We start from the raw sequence: 16,198 nt of genomic DNA on the forward strand, positions 1-16,198 counted from the left end.
TGTGGCGAGGGAGCTTGCTCCCGCTGGAGTGCGCAGCGCTCCCAAGATTTTGGGGCCGCTACGCAGCCCAGCGGGAGCAAGCTCCCTCGCCACAACGGGTCTTAGATAACCGGCGGCCAGCGCAGGTCTTGTGCATCATCGTCCGTATAACGTGGAAAGCGCTCCGCGATCATCTCGTGGGGCACGCCCAGCGGTATCGCGCTGGCAGCATCCAGACGGTCCACTTGCTCAGCCGAGAGTTGCACACTCAACGCACCCAGGGTGCCGTCCAGCTGTTCGCGGGTACGCGGCCCCAGGATCGGGATCAGCGCGGTGGTGGAACGACGGGCCTTTTCCCGCAGCCAGGCGATGGCGATGTGAGTCGGCGTGGCGTCCAGTTCACCGGCAACCGCCAGCAGGGTGTCGAGCACTGCGGTTTCCCGTGCGCTTTTTTCAGCGTGGACCAAAATCCCCAGCTTGCTGGCGCGGGTATCGTCCTGGCTGTTGCGGTACTTCCCGGTAAGAAAACCACCCCCCAGCGGTGACCACAACGTGGCGGCCAGACCCAGGGCTTCAGCCATGGGCAGCAGCTCACGGTCGGCAGTGCGTTCGGCCAGGCTGTATTCGGTCTGGATCGCTACCAGGGGTGCAAAGCCGCGTACTTCAGCGAGCAGGTCGGCGCGGGCAATGCGCCAGGCGGGGAAGTTGGACAGCCCCGCGTAGTGGATCTTGCCGGCACGCACCAGGTCATCAAAACCCCGCAGGATTTCTTCCATCGGCGTGACGTTGTCGCTGATATGCGCCCAGAACAGGTCGATGTGGTCGGTGTTCAAGCGTTTCAGGCTTTCTTCGACGGCGCGCACCATGTTCTTGCGGTTGTTGCCAAGCTTGAGGGTGCCTTCGTCTTGAGGCTGGGTGCGCAGGGTGTATTTGCTGGCGATCACCAGGCGGTCGCGTTCCGAGGCAATGAACTCGCCGAGCAGTACTTCCGATTGGCCGAACTGGTAGCCGTTGGCGGTATCGAGGAAGTTTCCGCCGGCCTCCAGATAGCCGTCGTAGATTCGCTTGGACTCTTCGCGCTCGGCGCCGTGGCCCCAGCCTGTGCCGAAATTGGCGGTACCCAGGGCCAGCTCTGAAACCCGCAGGCCGCTGCGACGGCCAAAGACTTTATTGCGCATACCGAAACTCCTGACGCTGTGGTTGGTTTAAATGTTTCGCAACATCTATTAAATATGATGCGAGTCATATATTTCGTCAAGGGGCTTTTTTGGCGGCTGAAGGGAAGGGTGCCTGCTCCTGACACTTTCTGACGGAGGCCTCTGCTAAGCTGCGCCACCTTTCTTTTTCGAGCATGATCAACGTGTCGCGTACCAGTCGTCTGTTGACCTTGTTGCAAGTCCTGCGGGGCAAAAAGCGCCCGGTGACGGCCGCCGTGCTGGCGGCAGAACTGGAGATTTCCGAGCGCACGCTGTACCGCGATATCGCCGAACTGACCGCGTTGGGCGCACCGATCTACGGCGAGGCGGGCGTGGGCTATGTGCTGCGTGCGGGCCTGTTCCTGCCGCCGCTGATGCTCAATGCCGACGAGACCGAAGCCATCGTGCTGGGCTTGCGGTATGTCGACCAGCGCGGTGATGACGTACTGAGCCAGGCGGCGGCCAATGCGCTTGCAAAGATCGCCGACGTGCTTGACCCGGCTGCCCAGGAAGCCTTGCGCAATCCGACGGTGCTGCCGGGCCCGCCAGGCTTCGGCTACCCGGAAAATCGCGTGCCGTTGAATGTGTTCCGCGAGGCCATTCGCGGCCAGGCCAAACTGCACATCGACTACGCCGATGCCAGCCAGACCGCCAGCCAGCGCCTGATCTGGCCCCTGGCCCTGGGTTTTCTCAACGAAGTGCGGGTGATCGTCGCGTGGTGTGAATTGCGTGGGTCCTATCGCACCTTCCGCACCGACCGAGTGGCCGCCGCGCGCCTGCAAGGTGAACGGTATCCGGGGCGCCGCAGCGATTGGTTGCGGGGCTGGCGCAAGCTGATGGAACAGAACGAATCCGGGCCGTTCACTCCTGACAAGAACTGACACAACGCTGCTTTAGGATGGCTCCATAAATCACTAAAAAGGAGCTGTCACCATGTCCCAACCCACCCCTGAACTGGCCCCGGCTATTGCAACCTACATTGCCGCGGCGAATGCCGGCGACACCTCGCTGGTGGCCGACTGTTTCGCCGAAGATGCCAACGTGTTCGACGAAGGCGAGCACCGGGTCGGTACCGCCGCCATCGCCCGCTGGATGGAAGACACGGGGCGTCGTTACCAGCCCAGGGTCCAGGTGCTGAATGTGCAGCACCGCACGGGCAAGGTGCTGGTCAGCAACCTGATCACCGGCAGCTTTCCCGGCAGCCCGCTGGAGCTGCGCTATACCTTCCGCCTCAATGAACACGGCAAGATTGCCCGATTGGATATTTCCCTGTAGCCGTCATGGCATACTGCCGGGCATGACTTTCGACTCGCCACTTGCCGCCTATCAGCACGCCATCACCGAACAGGGTTTTGTCCCCGACGACGCCCAGCGTGAGGCGGTGCAAGCCCTGCAGGACTGCCATCAGGCCTTGCACCACGGCCATGGGCCCATCACCGGGGTGTACCTGTGGGGCCCGGTCGGCCGGGGCAAGACCTGGCTGATGGACCAGTTCTACCAAAGCCTGGGAGTGCCAGCGCGGCGCCAGCATTTTCATCACTTCATGGGCTGGGTGCACCAGCGTTCATTCCAGCTAACGGGCACCCACGATCCCTTGCAGGCCCTGGCCCGCGAACTGAGCCGGGAAGTGCGGGTGCTGTGTTTCGATGAGTTGTTTGTCAACGACATTGGTGACGCCATCATCCTCGGCCGGCTGTTCCAGGTGATGTTCGAGGAAGGCGTGGTGATGGTCTGCACGTCCAACCAGCCACCGGACCTGCTGTACGCCGACGGTTTCAACCGGGATCGTTTCCTGCCGGGAATCGAGGCGATCAAACAGCATATGCGGGTGGTGGCAGTCGATGGCGGGGAAGATCATCGGCTGCACCCGGGCACCGCACTGCAGCGTTACTGGGTCGACCAGCCCGACGCGTTGGCCGAGGTGTTTCGCCAGTTGAGCGCCGGACAGGCAGTGAGCAGCGACCCGGTTGCGGTCGGCTACCGCTCCATCGTGGCAGTGCAGTCCAGTGAAACCGTGCTGTGGTGTCGCTACGCCGACCTGTGTGAACAACCGTTGGCGGCGATGGATTTCATGCTGCTGTGTGATCGGTTCAAGGCCATTTTGCTCGGCGAGGTGCCCAACCTCAGCGCGCAAAAGCGCCCGGGACGAATCGCCCGTGGCACCGAAGACGCTGCCGAACGGGTGGACGCCGGGGACCGGGAACTGCCGGAACTGTCGGTGCATGACGACAGCGTCCGGCGTTTCATCGCGCTGGTGGACGAGTGCTACGACCGCAAGGTGCCGCTGTACATCGAGGCCCGGGTGCCGCTGGAAAGCCTCTACACCGAGGGTTACCTGGAGTTTCCATTTCGCCGCACCCTGAGCCGCCTGCAGGAGATGCAACTGGCACGGTTTGGCGAGCCTGGCGCGCTTTCACGCGGGCAAATGTAGTTAATCTCCTTCATCTAATGCCTGCACCACGCTTACAATCGAGCCCTTTTATGGGGACCGAGTCCCTGTCGCACCGTCAACGAGGAAGGAAATGGACAGCGCAGACATCCTGGTGCTGCAAGCCAGCTACACCAATCCGGTACACGCCGAGGCCATTGGCCTGGTGCTCAATCATTACGCCGAAGACCCCATGGGCGGTGGCCACAGCCTGCCGGCCGACCGCTTGCAGCAACTGCCGGCAGAGCTGGCCAAGCGTGCCCACGCGTTCAGTGTGCTGGCCTTTGTCGGCGGTACGCCGGCCGGCCTGGTGAACTGCTTTGAAGGGTTTTCCACCTTTGCCTGCCGCCCGCTGGTCAACGTGCACGACGTGGTGGTGATGGATAAATTCCGTGGCCTGGGGCTGAGTCAGAAGATGCTGCAAAAGGTCGAGGAAATTGCTCGCCAGCGCGGTTGCTGCAAGATCACCCTCGAGGTGCTTGAAGGCAACGCCGTGGCGCAGTCGGCGTATCGAAAGTTTGGGTTTGATGATTCGGTATTTGATCCGCAACATGGCCGGATGTTGTTCTGGAGCAAACCGCTTTAATTAATGTTTATTTAATTAAAGGCAAAAAAAAGGCGCCAGCAAGTGGCGCCAAATTGACCTTGGCTATCAGAGCGGAATAGCACAGGTACTGCGGGTAAATCAGCTGTTCGGTGTGTTGGTAGTTTGGTCGGCCGTTGCCGGCTTTTCGGTCTTGCCGTCAGCCATTGCGGTTTGCTGGGCAGCACCGTGAGTCTGTTGCTGAACGAAGGTGAAGTTGTTGTAGAACTCCTTCGAACGCTCTGAGCCGCCTTCTGCAAAGGCGGCTACGGAAGTCATGGTCATCAGGCCGGCAAGGATAACAGTCGAAAATTTCATGGCAGTGTCTCAGTAAGTGTGTTGGGTCCGCGCGTTGTCATCAGCGGCGGGATGGGGAGACTGTGGGCCAATGATATTAAGTAAGGGTTAACCTCGCGCTGACCGAAAGTTAACGATTTCGTTAACTTCCAATCTTTAGCAGCGATGAATTCAGAGCTTCCAGTCCAGTGCAACGCTGATAGAGCGCGGGTCTCCCCAATACACGCCGTTATAGAAGCCGACGCGCTCGTAATATTTTTTATCAAATAGGTTGTTGATATTAAGTGACGCCGACAAGTGGTCATCGAACTCATAGCGCGACATCAGGTTGACCACGGTATAGGCCTGCTGGGTAATCCGGGTGCGCTCCCTGATCAAGGCTCCATTGGTGTCCCGGCCAACCGGGCGATAGGCGAAGTCGTAGAAGTCACTTTGCCAATTCACCGCGCCGCCGACCGTCAGCGCGTGCCATTCGCCGGGCAGGCGGTAGGCCGTGGACACGCGCAACAGGTTCAGCGGCAGGTGGGTGTTGTTGCGCTGCTTGTCCCCGTTCAGGGAGTGGGTGTAGGTGTATCCGGCGGTCAGGTTCCAGTCGGGGCGCACCTCTCCGGACACCTCTACCTCGAAACCCTGAACCTTGTTGCCTTTGCCGCCGGATGTGAAGAACTGCTCACCGGTCTCCGGATCCGGTGGGGTCAAACTGTCCAGTTCCGCGACGTTGTCCTGTTTGCTCCAGAAGTACGCGGCCGCCAGGTTCAGGCGCTCTTCCAGCAGGCTGCCCTTGATGCCCACTTCATAGTTGCTGCCTACCACCGGCTCCAGGTATTGCTTGCCGGCGTTGCGTTCTTCCTGCGGGTTGAAGATGTCGGTGTAGCTGGCGTAGACGGTGTACTCCGGGGTCAGGTCGTAGAGCAGGCCGGCGTAGGGTGTCCACATGTCGTTGTGGGTCTGGCTGGATTTTGACGTACCGAGGAACTGGTCAGTGTCCCTGTTGTAGTTGTAGGTGGTGCTCTCGATCTCCCAGCTGCCGTAGCGGCTGCCCAATACCGCATGCAGGCGATCGGTCAGGCTCAGGCGGGTGGCCAGGTAGCCGGCCTTTTGGCGGGTGCTGCCTTGTTCGCCCTTGAGGCCGGTGTTGGTGTCGGGGAATTTGCCGATCCCGCCCATGTGTTTCCAATCGTCGATGCTGGTGTAGTCCTTCGGCACCGTACCGCTGCGCAGGTGTGGCGAAGCGTCACGCTGCTCGGACTCGCCGTAACCCACCATCAATTCGTGCTCACGACCCAGCAGGGCATAGGACCCGGACAGGTTCAAGTCGACCACGTCCATTTTCGAGGTGCCGAGCATGTGGCTGGTCCAGGCGGTCATGCCGCTGCGGTCGGCATTCGGGAAGCCTGAGCCGCCGTAATAGACCTTGCCGTCGGTGTCGCTTTCACGGTGGGTATAGGCGGCCTTCAGGTGCCAGTCACCCGCCAGGCGGTGGTCGAGGGTAGCGAAGGTGGTTTCATCTTTCAGCGGCCAGGAACTCCAGTGGGCCGCGATGTTGGCGGAGCGGGGCAGCCTGGCTTTGCTGCCGTCGCTGTTCCAGTAGGGCAAGGTGCCCCACGCGGTGCCCTGCACATGCTTGTTCTGGTAATCGAAGCCCACCGCCAGCACCGTGTCGTCGGTCAGGTCGCCTTCGAGGATGCCGTAGCCGACTTCCCGTTGCAGCGCGTAGTTGTCGCGGTAGGACTGGCTGTCACGGTAGGCGAGCACCGTGCGGCCGCGCAGGCGCCCGTCAAATGCCAGGGGGCCGCCAACGTCCAGGTAGCTGTAGTAATTGTCGTGGGAGCCGCCACTGACGCCTGTCTTGGCCTGCCACTGTGCGGTCGGGCGTTTGCGCACCATGTTGACCGTGGCCGAGGGGTCGCCGGCGCCGGTGGTCAGGCCGGTGGCGCCGCGGACCACTTCGACCCGGTCGTAGATGATGGTGTCGGCATCGGACTTCATGCGGCCGAAGGTGTTGAGCATGCCGTCAATCTGGAAGTTGGTGATGCCGTAGCCGCGCGAGGAATAGCCGACCCGGTCGGAGTCCAGGTGCTGCACCACCACGCCGGTGGTCTGGCGCATCACTTCGGTCAGGGTGTTGAGGTTGAAGTCGTCCATCTGCTGGCGGGTGATCACCGAGACCGATTGCGGGGTTTCCTTGATGGACAGGTTCAGCCGGGTGGCGGTGCCCATTGAGCCTGTGGTGTAGGCACCGGTGTGTTCGGTGTTGGCGCCAAGGCCTTCGGCGGTGATGCTGGTGCTGCCCAGTTCCAGGGCTTTGGCCGGCGCTTGGGATTCCTGGTCGGGGTCGTTTTCGGCCAGCAGGTCCGGGCTCAGCACCACGCTGAAGAGGCCCAGGGTCAAGGTCATGGAACGGGTAATAGGCGCGAACATCGCGGCGAACTCCTTGTCGTCTATGAAAAATGCCATTGGCTCAAAGACGAAAGGAGGCGGGGAACTTTAGCGCTAAACGAGAATAATTATTATCTTTGCGTTGCAGCCAAATCGGGTTTCACCGCGTTGCGCGGATGAAACCCGGGCGATTCAAGCTACTTGACGACCACGTTGGCGGCGTCTGGCTTGGGCTTGATCAGGCTGAAATCAATCAGCGGTTTTTGCTGGCGTGCATACGGGTCGCCAATCAGCCGTGGCCGAGGCTTGAAGCTGTCACTGACCAGGCTCTTGCTGTGGTCCAGTTCGTCGAAGCTCAACCCGGCCATGTCGGCCCAGGTATGGATCAGCTGCGAGCTGGTGTAAGGGCGCTGCAAGTCACCGGCAAAACTCCAGTCATGGCTTTCACGCCACTTGGGTGATGCGTAGGCCATGAACGGAATGGTGTACATCGGTGCTGTCGGCTTGCCTTCGTTGCGGCCCAGGGTGTTGTGGCCGGCCGAATCGAACACGTCTTCGCCGTGGTCGGAAAGGTACAGCAGGAAACCGTTCGGATCGGTCTTGGCGTAGTCCTTGATCAGGCTCGACACCACGAAATCGTTGTACAGCACCGCATTGTCGTAGCTGTTGTAGGTCGGCAACTGTGCGTCGCTGACCCCCTCAGGCACGCCCTGGCGGTCGGTGAACTTGTCGAAGGTCGGCGGGTAGCGGTACTGGTAGCTCATGTGGGTACCCAGCAGGTGCACCACGATGAATTTGCGTTCGGCGGTGTCGGACATGGCCTTGGCAAAAGGCTCCAGCACGTCGCCGTCATACTGGCGCGCATTCTGGTTGCGGTTGTTGTTCAGGTACACCTGCTCGTCGGCCTGTTCGGAGAAGGTCGTGAGCATGGTGTTGCGCTTGGTCATGGTCTGCTGGTTGGTGATCCAGAAGGTCTTGTAGCCGGCCTGCTTCATCACGCTGACGATGGACGGGGTCTTGAGGTACAGGTCCGGGTTTTCTTCGTCGGCGAAGGTCAGCACCTGTTGCAGCGCCTCGATGGTGTACGGGCGCGGGGTAATGACGTTGTCGAACACCGCCAGTTGGTCCCGCAGCTTGTCCAGTTCCGGCGTGGTGTTGCGCGGGTAGCCATACAGGCTCATGCGCTGGCGGTTGGTGGACTCGCCGATCACCAGCACCAGGGTCGATGGCTGGCCGGCCATGCTGTCCTTGAGGTTGGTCAGGGGCGGGATCTTGCTGGCGCTGGTCAGCATGCCTTGCATGTTATCCAGTTGTTCGGTGTAGCGGCGGTAGGCGACGATCATCTGCCATGGCACTGCCGGCTCGATACGGGTTTCGAAGCGGTCGATGGCCAGTTCCATGGTCTCGCTCTTGGCGATCTGCTTGACCAGCGGGTAGCCGACGATGGCAATCACGATTGCGGCAGCCGCCAGCATGGCCTGGCCACGTGGCAGGTAAACCGGGCGTACGCGGGTCCACAGGAAAACGGCCATGGCGGTGTGGGCAATGAACGCCAGCACGATCCACCAGGCAAAGTATTGGGTGGCGTATTCGCCGGCTTCAGAGATGTTCGACTCGAACATGATGAAGATGACGCTTTGAGAGAATTCCTGCTGGTAGATGAAGAAATAACCCAGGCTGGCCATGGAACAGGCCCACAGCACCACGCCAATCAACCCCGCCACCAGGCGCGCGCGACGTGGGAACAACAGCATCGGCGCCAGCCACAGGGCGCTCATGAAGAATGCCTGGCGGAAACCACTGAAGCCGGAGGTGCCGGTCAGTTGGATCAGCAGTTGGGTAATGCCCGAGAAATACCAGAAGAACAGAAACATCCAGCCGAGGCCGGCCCAATCAAAACCTTTCGCAGACGTAGTGCTGCGTTTGAACATCGCCATCCAGCGCTCCAACCCGATAATTTCAGTGTCAACGCGCAGGGATGCACGCAAACAGAGGGCCTGCGCACGTAGCGCGGCCCTATTCGGCGGGAGTATCGGGAGGGGGATGTGAAAACTTCGTGAGTTATTCCTGAACGGTTCGTTCAGCCCACGTTCAGCAAACTGCGGGCTGGGTGCCGGACGGCTGATTGAGCTGGCCCTGCAGGTGCGAGCGCAGACGCATGACTTCCTGCTGCAGTTGGTCGCGCTCGTTTTTCAACTGGCGCAATTCATCGCGGCGAATGGTGACGTAGAGGGTCTGTGGCGGACGGGTCATGTGTGCAGTGCTCATTGCTTACCTCGCAAATAGCCGGTCTATCGCGGTGCCAGAGCGCTTGAATCGAGGCTCTCGGCAACAGTCGGGGCAATTCTGAATTCTTTTTTTAATGAAGGGAACTTTTTTATTTTTGATGGTCGTTGTGACTTTTAACCCACTGAAGGCGAAAGGATGGCCACTTTTTGTCATGAAACTATGCCAATCCGCTCTGGACTAACCCTCATTAGCCTCATTGCGCTATAAACTGTGACACACATTTATTCGTAGTAAGGAGCATCAGCACATGCAACTGGGGATTATTGGACTAGGCCGCATGGGTGGCAACATTGCGCGGCGCCTGATGCTCAATGGGCATACCACCGTGGTTTACGACCGCAATGAAGCATTCGTAAAAGGTCTGGCAGGCGAGGGCGCCACGGGCGTTGCTGACCTGGCAGGCCTGGTGGCCGGGCTGCAAAAGCCCCGGGCGATCTGGGTGATGCTGCCGGCAGGCGACCCGACCGAGAACACCATTGAAGAACTGAGCCAACTGCTTGAAGACGGTGATGTGATCATCGACGGCGGCAACACCTTCTATAAGGATGACATCCGTCGGGCCAAGGCCCTGTCGGAAAAAGGCCTGCACTATGTCGACGTCGGCACCTCCGGCGGCGTCTGGGGCCTGGAGCGCGGCTACTGCATGATGATCGGCGGCGACGCCGAGACCGTTAAGCTGCTGGACCCGATCTTCGAAAGCCTGGCACCGGGCCTGGGCACCATCCCGCGTACCAAGGACCGTTCCGCCGCAGCGGACAGCCGTGCCGAGCGCGGCTATATCCACGCAGGGCCTGCCGGTTCCGGGCACTTCGTCAAGATGATCCACAACGGCATCGAGTACGGGATGATGCAGGCCTTCGCCGAAGGTTTCGACATCCTCAAGACCAAGAATTCGGAGAACCTGCCGCAAGACCAGCGCTTCGACCTGAATGTTGCCGATATCGCCGAAGTCTGGCGCCGCGGCAGCGTGGTGTCGTCCTGGCTGCTGGACCTGACTGCCGACGCCCTGGCCACCGATCCGAAGCTCGACGGGTATTCCGGCTCGGTCGCCGACAGTGGCGAAGGCCGCTGGACCATCGAGGCCGCCATGGAACAATCGGTACCGGTTCCGGTGCTGTCGAACTCGCTGTTCGCACGCTTCCGCTCCCGCCAGCAAAGTACCTACGGTGACAAAATGCTTTCTGCCATGCGCTTCGGCTTTGGCGGCCATGTGGAGACTCCCAAAAAATGACCGCCAACGGCAAGAAACCCAAGGCCGAACCCGCTCCGCCCACCACACTGTTTCTGTTTGGTGCCCACGGTGACCTGGTCAAGCGCCTGCTCATGCCGGCGCTGTACAACCTCAGCCGCGATGGGCTGCTGGGCGATGGCTTGCGCATTGTCGGCGTTGATCACAACGCCATCAGCGACGCCGATTTCGCCAAGAAGCTCGAGGACTTCATTCGCACCGAGGCCGCCAGCAAGGTCAAGGGCAATGCCGAGAACGCCCTGGACCCTGCATTGTGGGAACAGTTGGCCAAAGGCATCAGCTACGTCGAGGGTGATTTCCTCGACGACGGCACCTACGCCGATATCGGCAAGAAGATTGCCGACAGCGGTACTGGCAACGCGGTGTTTTACCTCGCCACTGCGCCGCGTTTCTTCGCCGAAGTGGTGCAGCGCCTCGGCGCGGCCGGCTTGCTGGAAGAAACCCCGGAGGCGTTCCGCCGGGTGGTGATCGAAAAGCCGTTCGGCTCCGACCTCGCCACTGCCGAAGCGCTGAACGCCTGCCTGCTCAAAGTGATGAGCGAAAAGCAGATCTACCGCATCGACCATTACCTGGGCAAGGAAACCGTCCAGAACATCCTCATCAGCCGTTTTTCCAATGTGCTGTTCGAGGCGTTCTGGAACAACCACTACATTGACCACGTACAAATCACCGCCGCCGAAACCGTCGGCGTGGAAACCCGTGGCAGTTTCTTCGAACACACCGGCACCCTGCGGGACATGGTGCCCAATCACCTGTTCCAGTTGCTGGCGATGGTCGCCATGGAACCGCCGGCTGCCTTTGGTGCCGACGCAGTGCGGGGCGAGAAGGCCAAGGTGATCGGGGCCATCCGGCCCTGGTCGCTGGAAGACGCACGGGCCAACTCGGTGCGTGGCCAGTACACCTCGGGTGAAGTCGGCGGCAAGCAGTTGCCGGGTTACCGCGAGGAGGCCAATGTTGCGCCCGACAGCAGCACCGAGACCTTCGTTGCCCTCAAGGTGTTGATCGACAACTGGCGTTGGGTGGGTGTGCCGTTTTACCTGCGCACCGGCAAGCGCATGAGCATCCGCGACACCGAGATCATCATCTGCTTCAAGCCGGCGCCTTACGCGCAGTTCCGTGATACCGAGGTCGATGAACTCAAGCCGACGTACTTGAAGATCCAGATCCAGCCGAATGAAGGCATGTGGTTCGACCTGCTGGCGAAAAAGCCCGGGCCAACCCTGGACATGGCCAACGTGGAGCTGGGGTTTGCCTACAAGGACTTCTTCGAGATGCAGCCGTCGACAGGTTACGAAACCCTGATCTACGACTGCATGACCGGCGACCAGACCTTGTTCCAGCGCGCCGACAACATCGAGAACGGCTGGCGTGCGGTGCAGCCTTTTCTCGATGCGTGGAAGCAGGATGACGGCATCCAGGCCTACAAGGCGGGTGAGGACGGCCCGGCGGCGGCTGATGCGTTGCTGGCCCGCGATGGCCGTACCTGGCACAGCCTCGGATGAGTGACTTGCCGAGTCAACCCATCCGTTTTGTGTTGAGTGATATGGATGGCACGTTGCTGCATCCGGATCACAGCCTCAGCCAGCGCACCATTGATACGGTTCGCGCCTTGCGCGCGGCCGGGGTGTTTTTCAGCCTGGCCAGCGGGCGACCTCCCAAGGCCATGCGTCAGCAGGTCGAAGCACTGGGCATCGATGTGCCGATTGCCGGCTTCAACGGCGGCACGCTGGTCAATCCCGACGGCAGTATTCTGGTGGCGCATCACTTGCCGGCAGAAGCGGCGCTGGTGGCGTTGGCCTTGTTTACGCCGCAGCCGGACGTTGAAGTCTGGCTGTTTGCCGACGGTGACTGGCTGCGTCGCGGTCCCGGCGGACCGATGGCGGTTCGCGAGGAGCACGGCCTGGGCTATGGGGCGATCGTGGTGGAGAGCTTCGAGCCGTATCTGGATCGGGTCGACAAGATTGTTGCGGCCAGTACCAATACCCAGCTGCTGATGGAGCTTGAGGCGCAGTTGCAGCCCAGGGTCGAGGGATTGGCCCAGGTGTCGCGTTCGCAGCCGGTGTTCCTGGATGTCACCGCCATGAAGGCCAACAAGGGTGAAGCATTGAGAACCCTTGCGGCGCACCTCGGTGTGCCACTGCAACAGACAGCCGCCATCGGTGATGGCGGCAATGACCCGGCGATGTTTCATGTGGCGGGGTTGTCGATTGCCATGGGCCAGGCAGAAGAGGTGGTCAAGCGCCAGGCCAGCGTCGTGACCGGCAGCAATGTCGATGACGGTGCGGCGGAAGCCATCGAGCGGTTTATTCTCTCGGCCTATTGATCGGTAACCACACTAATAAGTAGTCAGCTATGCAAAGTTGCAACTTGCATGGCTGACTGTCCACTTGAGTTAGTGCGGGTCAATATATTGCGCAGCCGGGCGGCACACTTTCGGGTGCCGTCTCACGCACGCTTCAGTTACTTGGGCATTGCCCAGGATTGCAACTGGTAGCCATCTTTGTCGAGTTCGGCACGGGCCTGCAACAGCAAGTTCTCAAGCTGTGCCGGGTCGGTATAAGTGCTGGAAGACAGCTGCTTGCTACCGATACGGGTATTGGTGCGGTCGATGACGCTCAGGCTCAGGGCGCCGTTGCCGTCGTGCCAGGCCACACATTGAAAGGGCTGGAAGGCACGGTCTGCGATCAAAAGAGCTTCGTTGATGCGGAGCGGGGCGTTCATGGGGTCTTCTCTCTAAATGCCCATTCAAGTGGAAGCCGTTGGTTGGGCGTGCCTAACGACTGGTTACTTGTACTGATGCACGATCACCGGGTGCGGGTCACATGTTAGAAGAAGATTTTTTAACTTTCCCTGATTAAAGTCATGTAAGGGGCTATTTTGAAAGCCTCATGAAAGTTATGCCGCGGCAATTGACCGCACCCGACTGACATAAAAGACCCGGTTCGTTCGCGACTTATAGCGAATCGGTACAAAGGGTGCGTCAAGATCTTGCTAGGGTTACCAGCAGACTTTGCAAATAGTTGTTTTTAAATAACTTTAACGATTTTGACGCCAAGGAATAGTCATGATTGTTACACCTGCCCCGCGCCGCCTGCTTGTGGTCGATCCCTGTGATGACTGCCACCGGCTATTGCCCGGTTTGCGCGCAGCGGGGTGGGACGTGGACAGTTGCGCCCTCGAGTCGGTGGGTGAGCGCTCCTGTGACGTGGGTTTGTTGCGCCTGCAGCCGTTTCACCTGGAGCGACCCGAAGCGGTCAAGGAACTGATCAGCCGCAGCGGCACCGAGTGGATTGCGGTGCTTAACCAGGAAGTGCTGCGCCTGCAGAATGTCGGCGATTTTGTCTGTGAGTGGTTCTTCGACTTCCATACCTTGCCGTTTGATGTGTCACGGGTGCAGGTCACCCTGGGCCGCGCCTTCGGCATGGCGCGCCTGCGGGGCAAGGGCAACAACGCGCCTGCGGGCCAGCCGGAACACGAGTTGCTGGGGGACAGCCGTCCGATCCGGGAATTGCGCAAGCTGCTCGCCAAGCTGGCGCCCACTGAATCCCCGGTGTTGATCCGTGGCGACAGCGGCACCGGCAAGGAATTGGTCGCGCGTACCTTGCATCGCCAATCCCAGCGCCATGCCAAGCCGTTTGTGGCGATCAATTGCGGGGCGATTCCCGAACACCTGATCCAGTCCGAACTGTTTGGCCATGAGAAGGGCGCCTTCACCGGTGCCCATCAGCGCAAGGTGGGGCGGATCGAGGCGGCGCACGGCGGCACCCTGTTTCTCGATGAGATCGGCGACTTGCCCATGGAGCTGCAAGCCAACCTGCTGCGTTTTCTCCAGGAAAAACAGATCGAGCGAGTCGGCGGCAGCCAGCCGATTGCGGTGGATGTACGCGTGTTGGCGGCTACCCACGTCGACCTGGAAGCCGCGGTGGCAAAGGGCACTTTTCGCGAAGACTTGTATTACCGGCTCAACGTCCTGCAAGTGGTCACCGCGCCGTTGCGCGAGCGCCACGGTGACGTGGCGATGCTGGCCAACCATTTTTCACACTTCTACAGCCAGGAAACCGGCCGCCGTCCCCGCAGCTTCAGTGAAGACGCGCTGGTGGCCATGGGCGAGCACGGTTGGCCGGGCAATGTGCGCGAGTTGGCCAACCGCGTGCGGCGGGGCCTGGTACTGGCGGAAGGGCGGCAAATCGAAGCCGTTGATCTGGGATTGCAAAGCCAGCAGGCAATCGCGCTGCCGATGGCTACACTGGAGGATTACAAGCACCGTGCCGAACGCCAGGCATTGTGCGATGTGCTCAACCGGCACAGCGACAACCTGAGTGTCGCGGCGCGTGTGCTGGGGGTTTCCCGGCCGACGTTCTACCGGTTGCTGCACAAACACCAGATCCGCTAGGGCGGGTAAACCGAAAAGCCCCGCAACGACCCTTATCGTTGCGGGGCTTTTCCCGTTGTCATGCCTTAAAAGTAATACGGGAACTTCAGGCTGAAGCTGAACGACGGCGCATCCGGTGTGATCCCGATGGCCAGGTTCGGCACGATGGTCAGGTTGTCGCTTGCCGCAATCGTCATGCCCACATTGAAGTAACCCGCGTTGGCATCGCTGGAAACCACTGACTGCCAGTCGCCGCCATCCGGCTTGAGCTTGCTCTTGCGTTGCACCAGGTCGGACACCGAGAACGACATACTCATCTTCTCGTTCAACGCAAACGCCACGCCTGCGCCGATCTGGAAGCTGTCGCCCAACTGCACTTTCCCCGGGGTCTTCTGGCCGACCTGGGAGCTGATATCGCTGAACGAGTCTTCGAAGTTGTGGGTGTACGACAGCGAGCCGAACAATACCGCCGGGTCGAAGGTCTTGACCAGCGAGATACCCGGCGTGATCGACCACACACCGTTGCCGGTGGGCAGGCTTTCCGGCACGAAGAGGTTGGTGTTGCTGGATGACTGGACCAGCTTGATCCCAAACGGATCTTCGCCGGTGGGTGCCTTGACCCGCACCGACACCACGGCATCCGGCAGGTTGACGCTCTCGTCGAGGAATTTGTAGGCAATCCCGAAGTTGACGTCGCCGATAGTCGGGTCACGCGTGACCGATTGTTCCGAGGTCGCGGTGCCGCTGCCACCGTTGGCACCACCGGACTGATAGGTCGACTCGCGGTACACCACCGGCACGTTTATATCGAACTGCCAGCGGTTGTCGAGGTTGTAGCGGCCCGTGAGGTCGACGGTCCAGTTATCCGACTTGATCCGGTCCAGGTTGATGTTGCCGAGGAAGATCGAGTCCAGCGCCAGGAAGCCGTTGAGGGTCAACTGGCGGGCATCGTAGCGGGAATAGGTGACGCCGGTTTCAAAGCTGAACTTGCCGTTGCCAAAGAACCCGCTGGCCTCGTTATACAAGTTGCTCACGCTCTGCGCCGGGGCCGAATCATCCTTGAGGGACTGGCCGTAGGACGCGCCACCGGCTGCGCCGCCCGAGGCCGCCGCCGCGCCGACTCCCGGCGTGTTGCCGGCCACTGTGGTGCCGCCTTTCTGGAAGTCTGCCGGGGATTTGGCCAGGCGTTTGGGCGGCGGCGCCACCGGTTGTTCTTCCACCTGGCGTACCCGTTGCTCCAGCACCGCCAGTGCTTTTTGCTGCACTTCGTAGCGTTGCTTGAGCTCCAGCAATTCCTTTTTCAATGTGTCTATGTCGGTGTCCGGCGCGGCATACAACATGGATGCGGGCAGGAGCGTGCTTAAACAAATTACGGCACGTAACGATAGCGATCGATGCATGGAATAAGCCGTCCCTTTCTAATGCG

At 60.5% G+C, this 16,198-nt stretch carries 15 protein-coding genes; 8 read left to right on the forward strand and 7 right to left on the reverse strand.

Annotated elements, in window-relative coordinates; all coding sequences use genetic code 11:
- Positions 1 to 101: 101 nt before the first annotated feature.
- On the reverse strand, positions 102 to 1,157 hold the full coding sequence (locus ACW9I6_RS14060) for an aldo/keto reductase (RefSeq protein WP_177023400.1): 1,056 nt from the start codon (positions 1,155 to 1,157) through the stop codon (positions 102 to 104).
- Positions 1,158 to 1,339: 182 nt separating this feature from the next.
- Between ACW9I6_RS14060 and ACW9I6_RS14065 the strand changes: the two genes are divergently transcribed.
- The 4 genes from ACW9I6_RS14065 to ACW9I6_RS14080 all read left to right on the forward strand — a co-directional run bounded on the left by ACW9I6_RS14065 (position 1,340) and on the right by ACW9I6_RS14080 (position 4,189).
- A complete protein-coding gene (locus tag ACW9I6_RS14065; protein ID WP_177046601.1) occupies positions 1,340 to 2,056 on the forward strand; it encodes a helix-turn-helix transcriptional regulator in 717 nt (238 codons plus the stop codon).
- A gap of 52 nt (positions 2,057 to 2,108) precedes the next feature.
- Complete coding sequence (locus tag ACW9I6_RS14070) at positions 2,109 to 2,450, forward strand: nuclear transport factor 2 family protein (RefSeq protein ID WP_008432007.1); 342 nt, start codon at positions 2,109 to 2,111, stop codon at positions 2,448 to 2,450.
- Between the two features lie 22 nt (positions 2,451 to 2,472).
- A complete protein-coding gene (zapE, locus tag ACW9I6_RS14075) occupies positions 2,473 to 3,606 on the forward strand; it encodes a cell division protein ZapE (RefSeq protein ID WP_457339457.1) in 1,134 nt (377 codons plus the stop codon).
- Positions 3,607 to 3,697: 91 nt separating this feature from the next.
- Positions 3,698 to 4,189 (forward strand): GNAT family N-acetyltransferase, encoded by a 492-nt coding sequence (locus tag ACW9I6_RS14080; RefSeq protein WP_301048703.1) that lies wholly within the window; start codon positions 3,698 to 3,700, stop codon positions 4,187 to 4,189.
- Positions 4,190 to 4,288: 99 nt separating this feature from the next.
- Here ACW9I6_RS14080 and ACW9I6_RS14085 read toward each other — a convergent pair whose 3' ends face one another.
- The 4 genes from ACW9I6_RS14085 to ACW9I6_RS14100 all read right to left on the reverse strand — a co-directional run bounded on the left by ACW9I6_RS14085 (position 4,289) and on the right by ACW9I6_RS14100 (position 9,130).
- On the reverse strand, positions 4,289 to 4,504 hold the full coding sequence (locus ACW9I6_RS14085) for a hypothetical protein (protein ID WP_087694368.1): 216 nt from the start codon (positions 4,502 to 4,504) through the stop codon (positions 4,289 to 4,291).
- Between the two features lie 150 nt (positions 4,505 to 4,654).
- A complete protein-coding gene (locus tag ACW9I6_RS14090) occupies positions 4,655 to 6,904 on the reverse strand; it encodes a TonB-dependent siderophore receptor (protein ID WP_177029464.1) in 2,250 nt (749 codons plus the stop codon).
- A gap of 155 nt (positions 6,905 to 7,059) precedes the next feature.
- Positions 7,060 to 8,799, reverse strand: coding sequence for a phosphoethanolamine transferase CptA (locus tag ACW9I6_RS14095; RefSeq protein WP_003217921.1), 1,740 nt, complete (start codon positions 8,797 to 8,799; stop codon positions 7,060 to 7,062).
- Between the two features lie 154 nt (positions 8,800 to 8,953).
- A complete protein-coding gene (locus ACW9I6_RS14100) occupies positions 8,954 to 9,130 on the reverse strand; it encodes a DUF6026 family protein (protein WP_457339458.1) in 177 nt (58 codons plus the stop codon).
- 244 nt (positions 9,131 to 9,374) lie between these two features.
- Between ACW9I6_RS14100 and gnd the strand changes: the two genes are divergently transcribed.
- The 3 genes from gnd to ACW9I6_RS14115 are packed head-to-tail and all read left to right on the forward strand — an operon-like array spanning position 9,375 to position 12,723.
- Entirely contained in the window at positions 9,375 to 10,382 is a 1,008-nt protein-coding gene (gene gnd, locus ACW9I6_RS14105) for a phosphogluconate dehydrogenase (NAD(+)-dependent, decarboxylating) (protein WP_256579633.1), read from the forward strand.
- Positions 10,379 to 11,902 carry a glucose-6-phosphate dehydrogenase gene (gene zwf, locus ACW9I6_RS14110; RefSeq protein ID WP_003217928.1) on the forward strand — a complete coding sequence of 508 codons (1,524 nt, stop codon included), beginning with the start codon at positions 10,379 to 10,381 and terminating at the stop codon, positions 11,900 to 11,902. The genes gnd and zwf overlap by 4 nt, the downstream gene beginning before the upstream one ends.
- A complete protein-coding gene (locus tag ACW9I6_RS14115; RefSeq protein ID WP_457339459.1) occupies positions 11,899 to 12,723 on the forward strand; it encodes an HAD family hydrolase in 825 nt (274 codons plus the stop codon). The genes zwf and ACW9I6_RS14115 overlap by 4 nt, the downstream gene beginning before the upstream one ends.
- A gap of 137 nt (positions 12,724 to 12,860) precedes the next feature.
- On the opposite strand, the gene ACW9I6_RS14120 is transcribed toward ACW9I6_RS14115, so the two are convergent.
- Positions 12,861 to 13,121 carry a hypothetical protein gene (locus tag ACW9I6_RS14120; RefSeq protein ID WP_003217933.1) on the reverse strand — a complete coding sequence of 87 codons (261 nt, stop codon included), beginning with the start codon at positions 13,119 to 13,121 and terminating at the stop codon, positions 12,861 to 12,863.
- A 343-nt stretch (positions 13,122 to 13,464) separates the two neighbouring features.
- Between ACW9I6_RS14120 and ACW9I6_RS14125 the strand changes: the two genes are divergently transcribed.
- The gene (locus ACW9I6_RS14125) at positions 13,465 to 14,793 is read left to right on the forward strand and encodes a sigma-54 dependent transcriptional regulator (RefSeq protein ID WP_003217935.1); all 1,329 of its coding nucleotides are present in this window, start codon (positions 13,465 to 13,467) and stop codon (positions 14,791 to 14,793) included.
- Positions 14,794 to 14,858: 65 nt separating this feature from the next.
- Here ACW9I6_RS14125 and ACW9I6_RS14130 read toward each other — a convergent pair whose 3' ends face one another.
- The gene (locus tag ACW9I6_RS14130; protein ID WP_043224814.1) at positions 14,859 to 16,172 is read right to left on the reverse strand and encodes an autotransporter domain-containing protein; all 1,314 of its coding nucleotides are present in this window, start codon (positions 16,170 to 16,172) and stop codon (positions 14,859 to 14,861) included.
- Positions 16,173 to 16,198: the final 26 nt, after the last annotated feature.

This window comes from Pseudomonas sp. SDO5522_S412, from assembly GCF_054071215.1.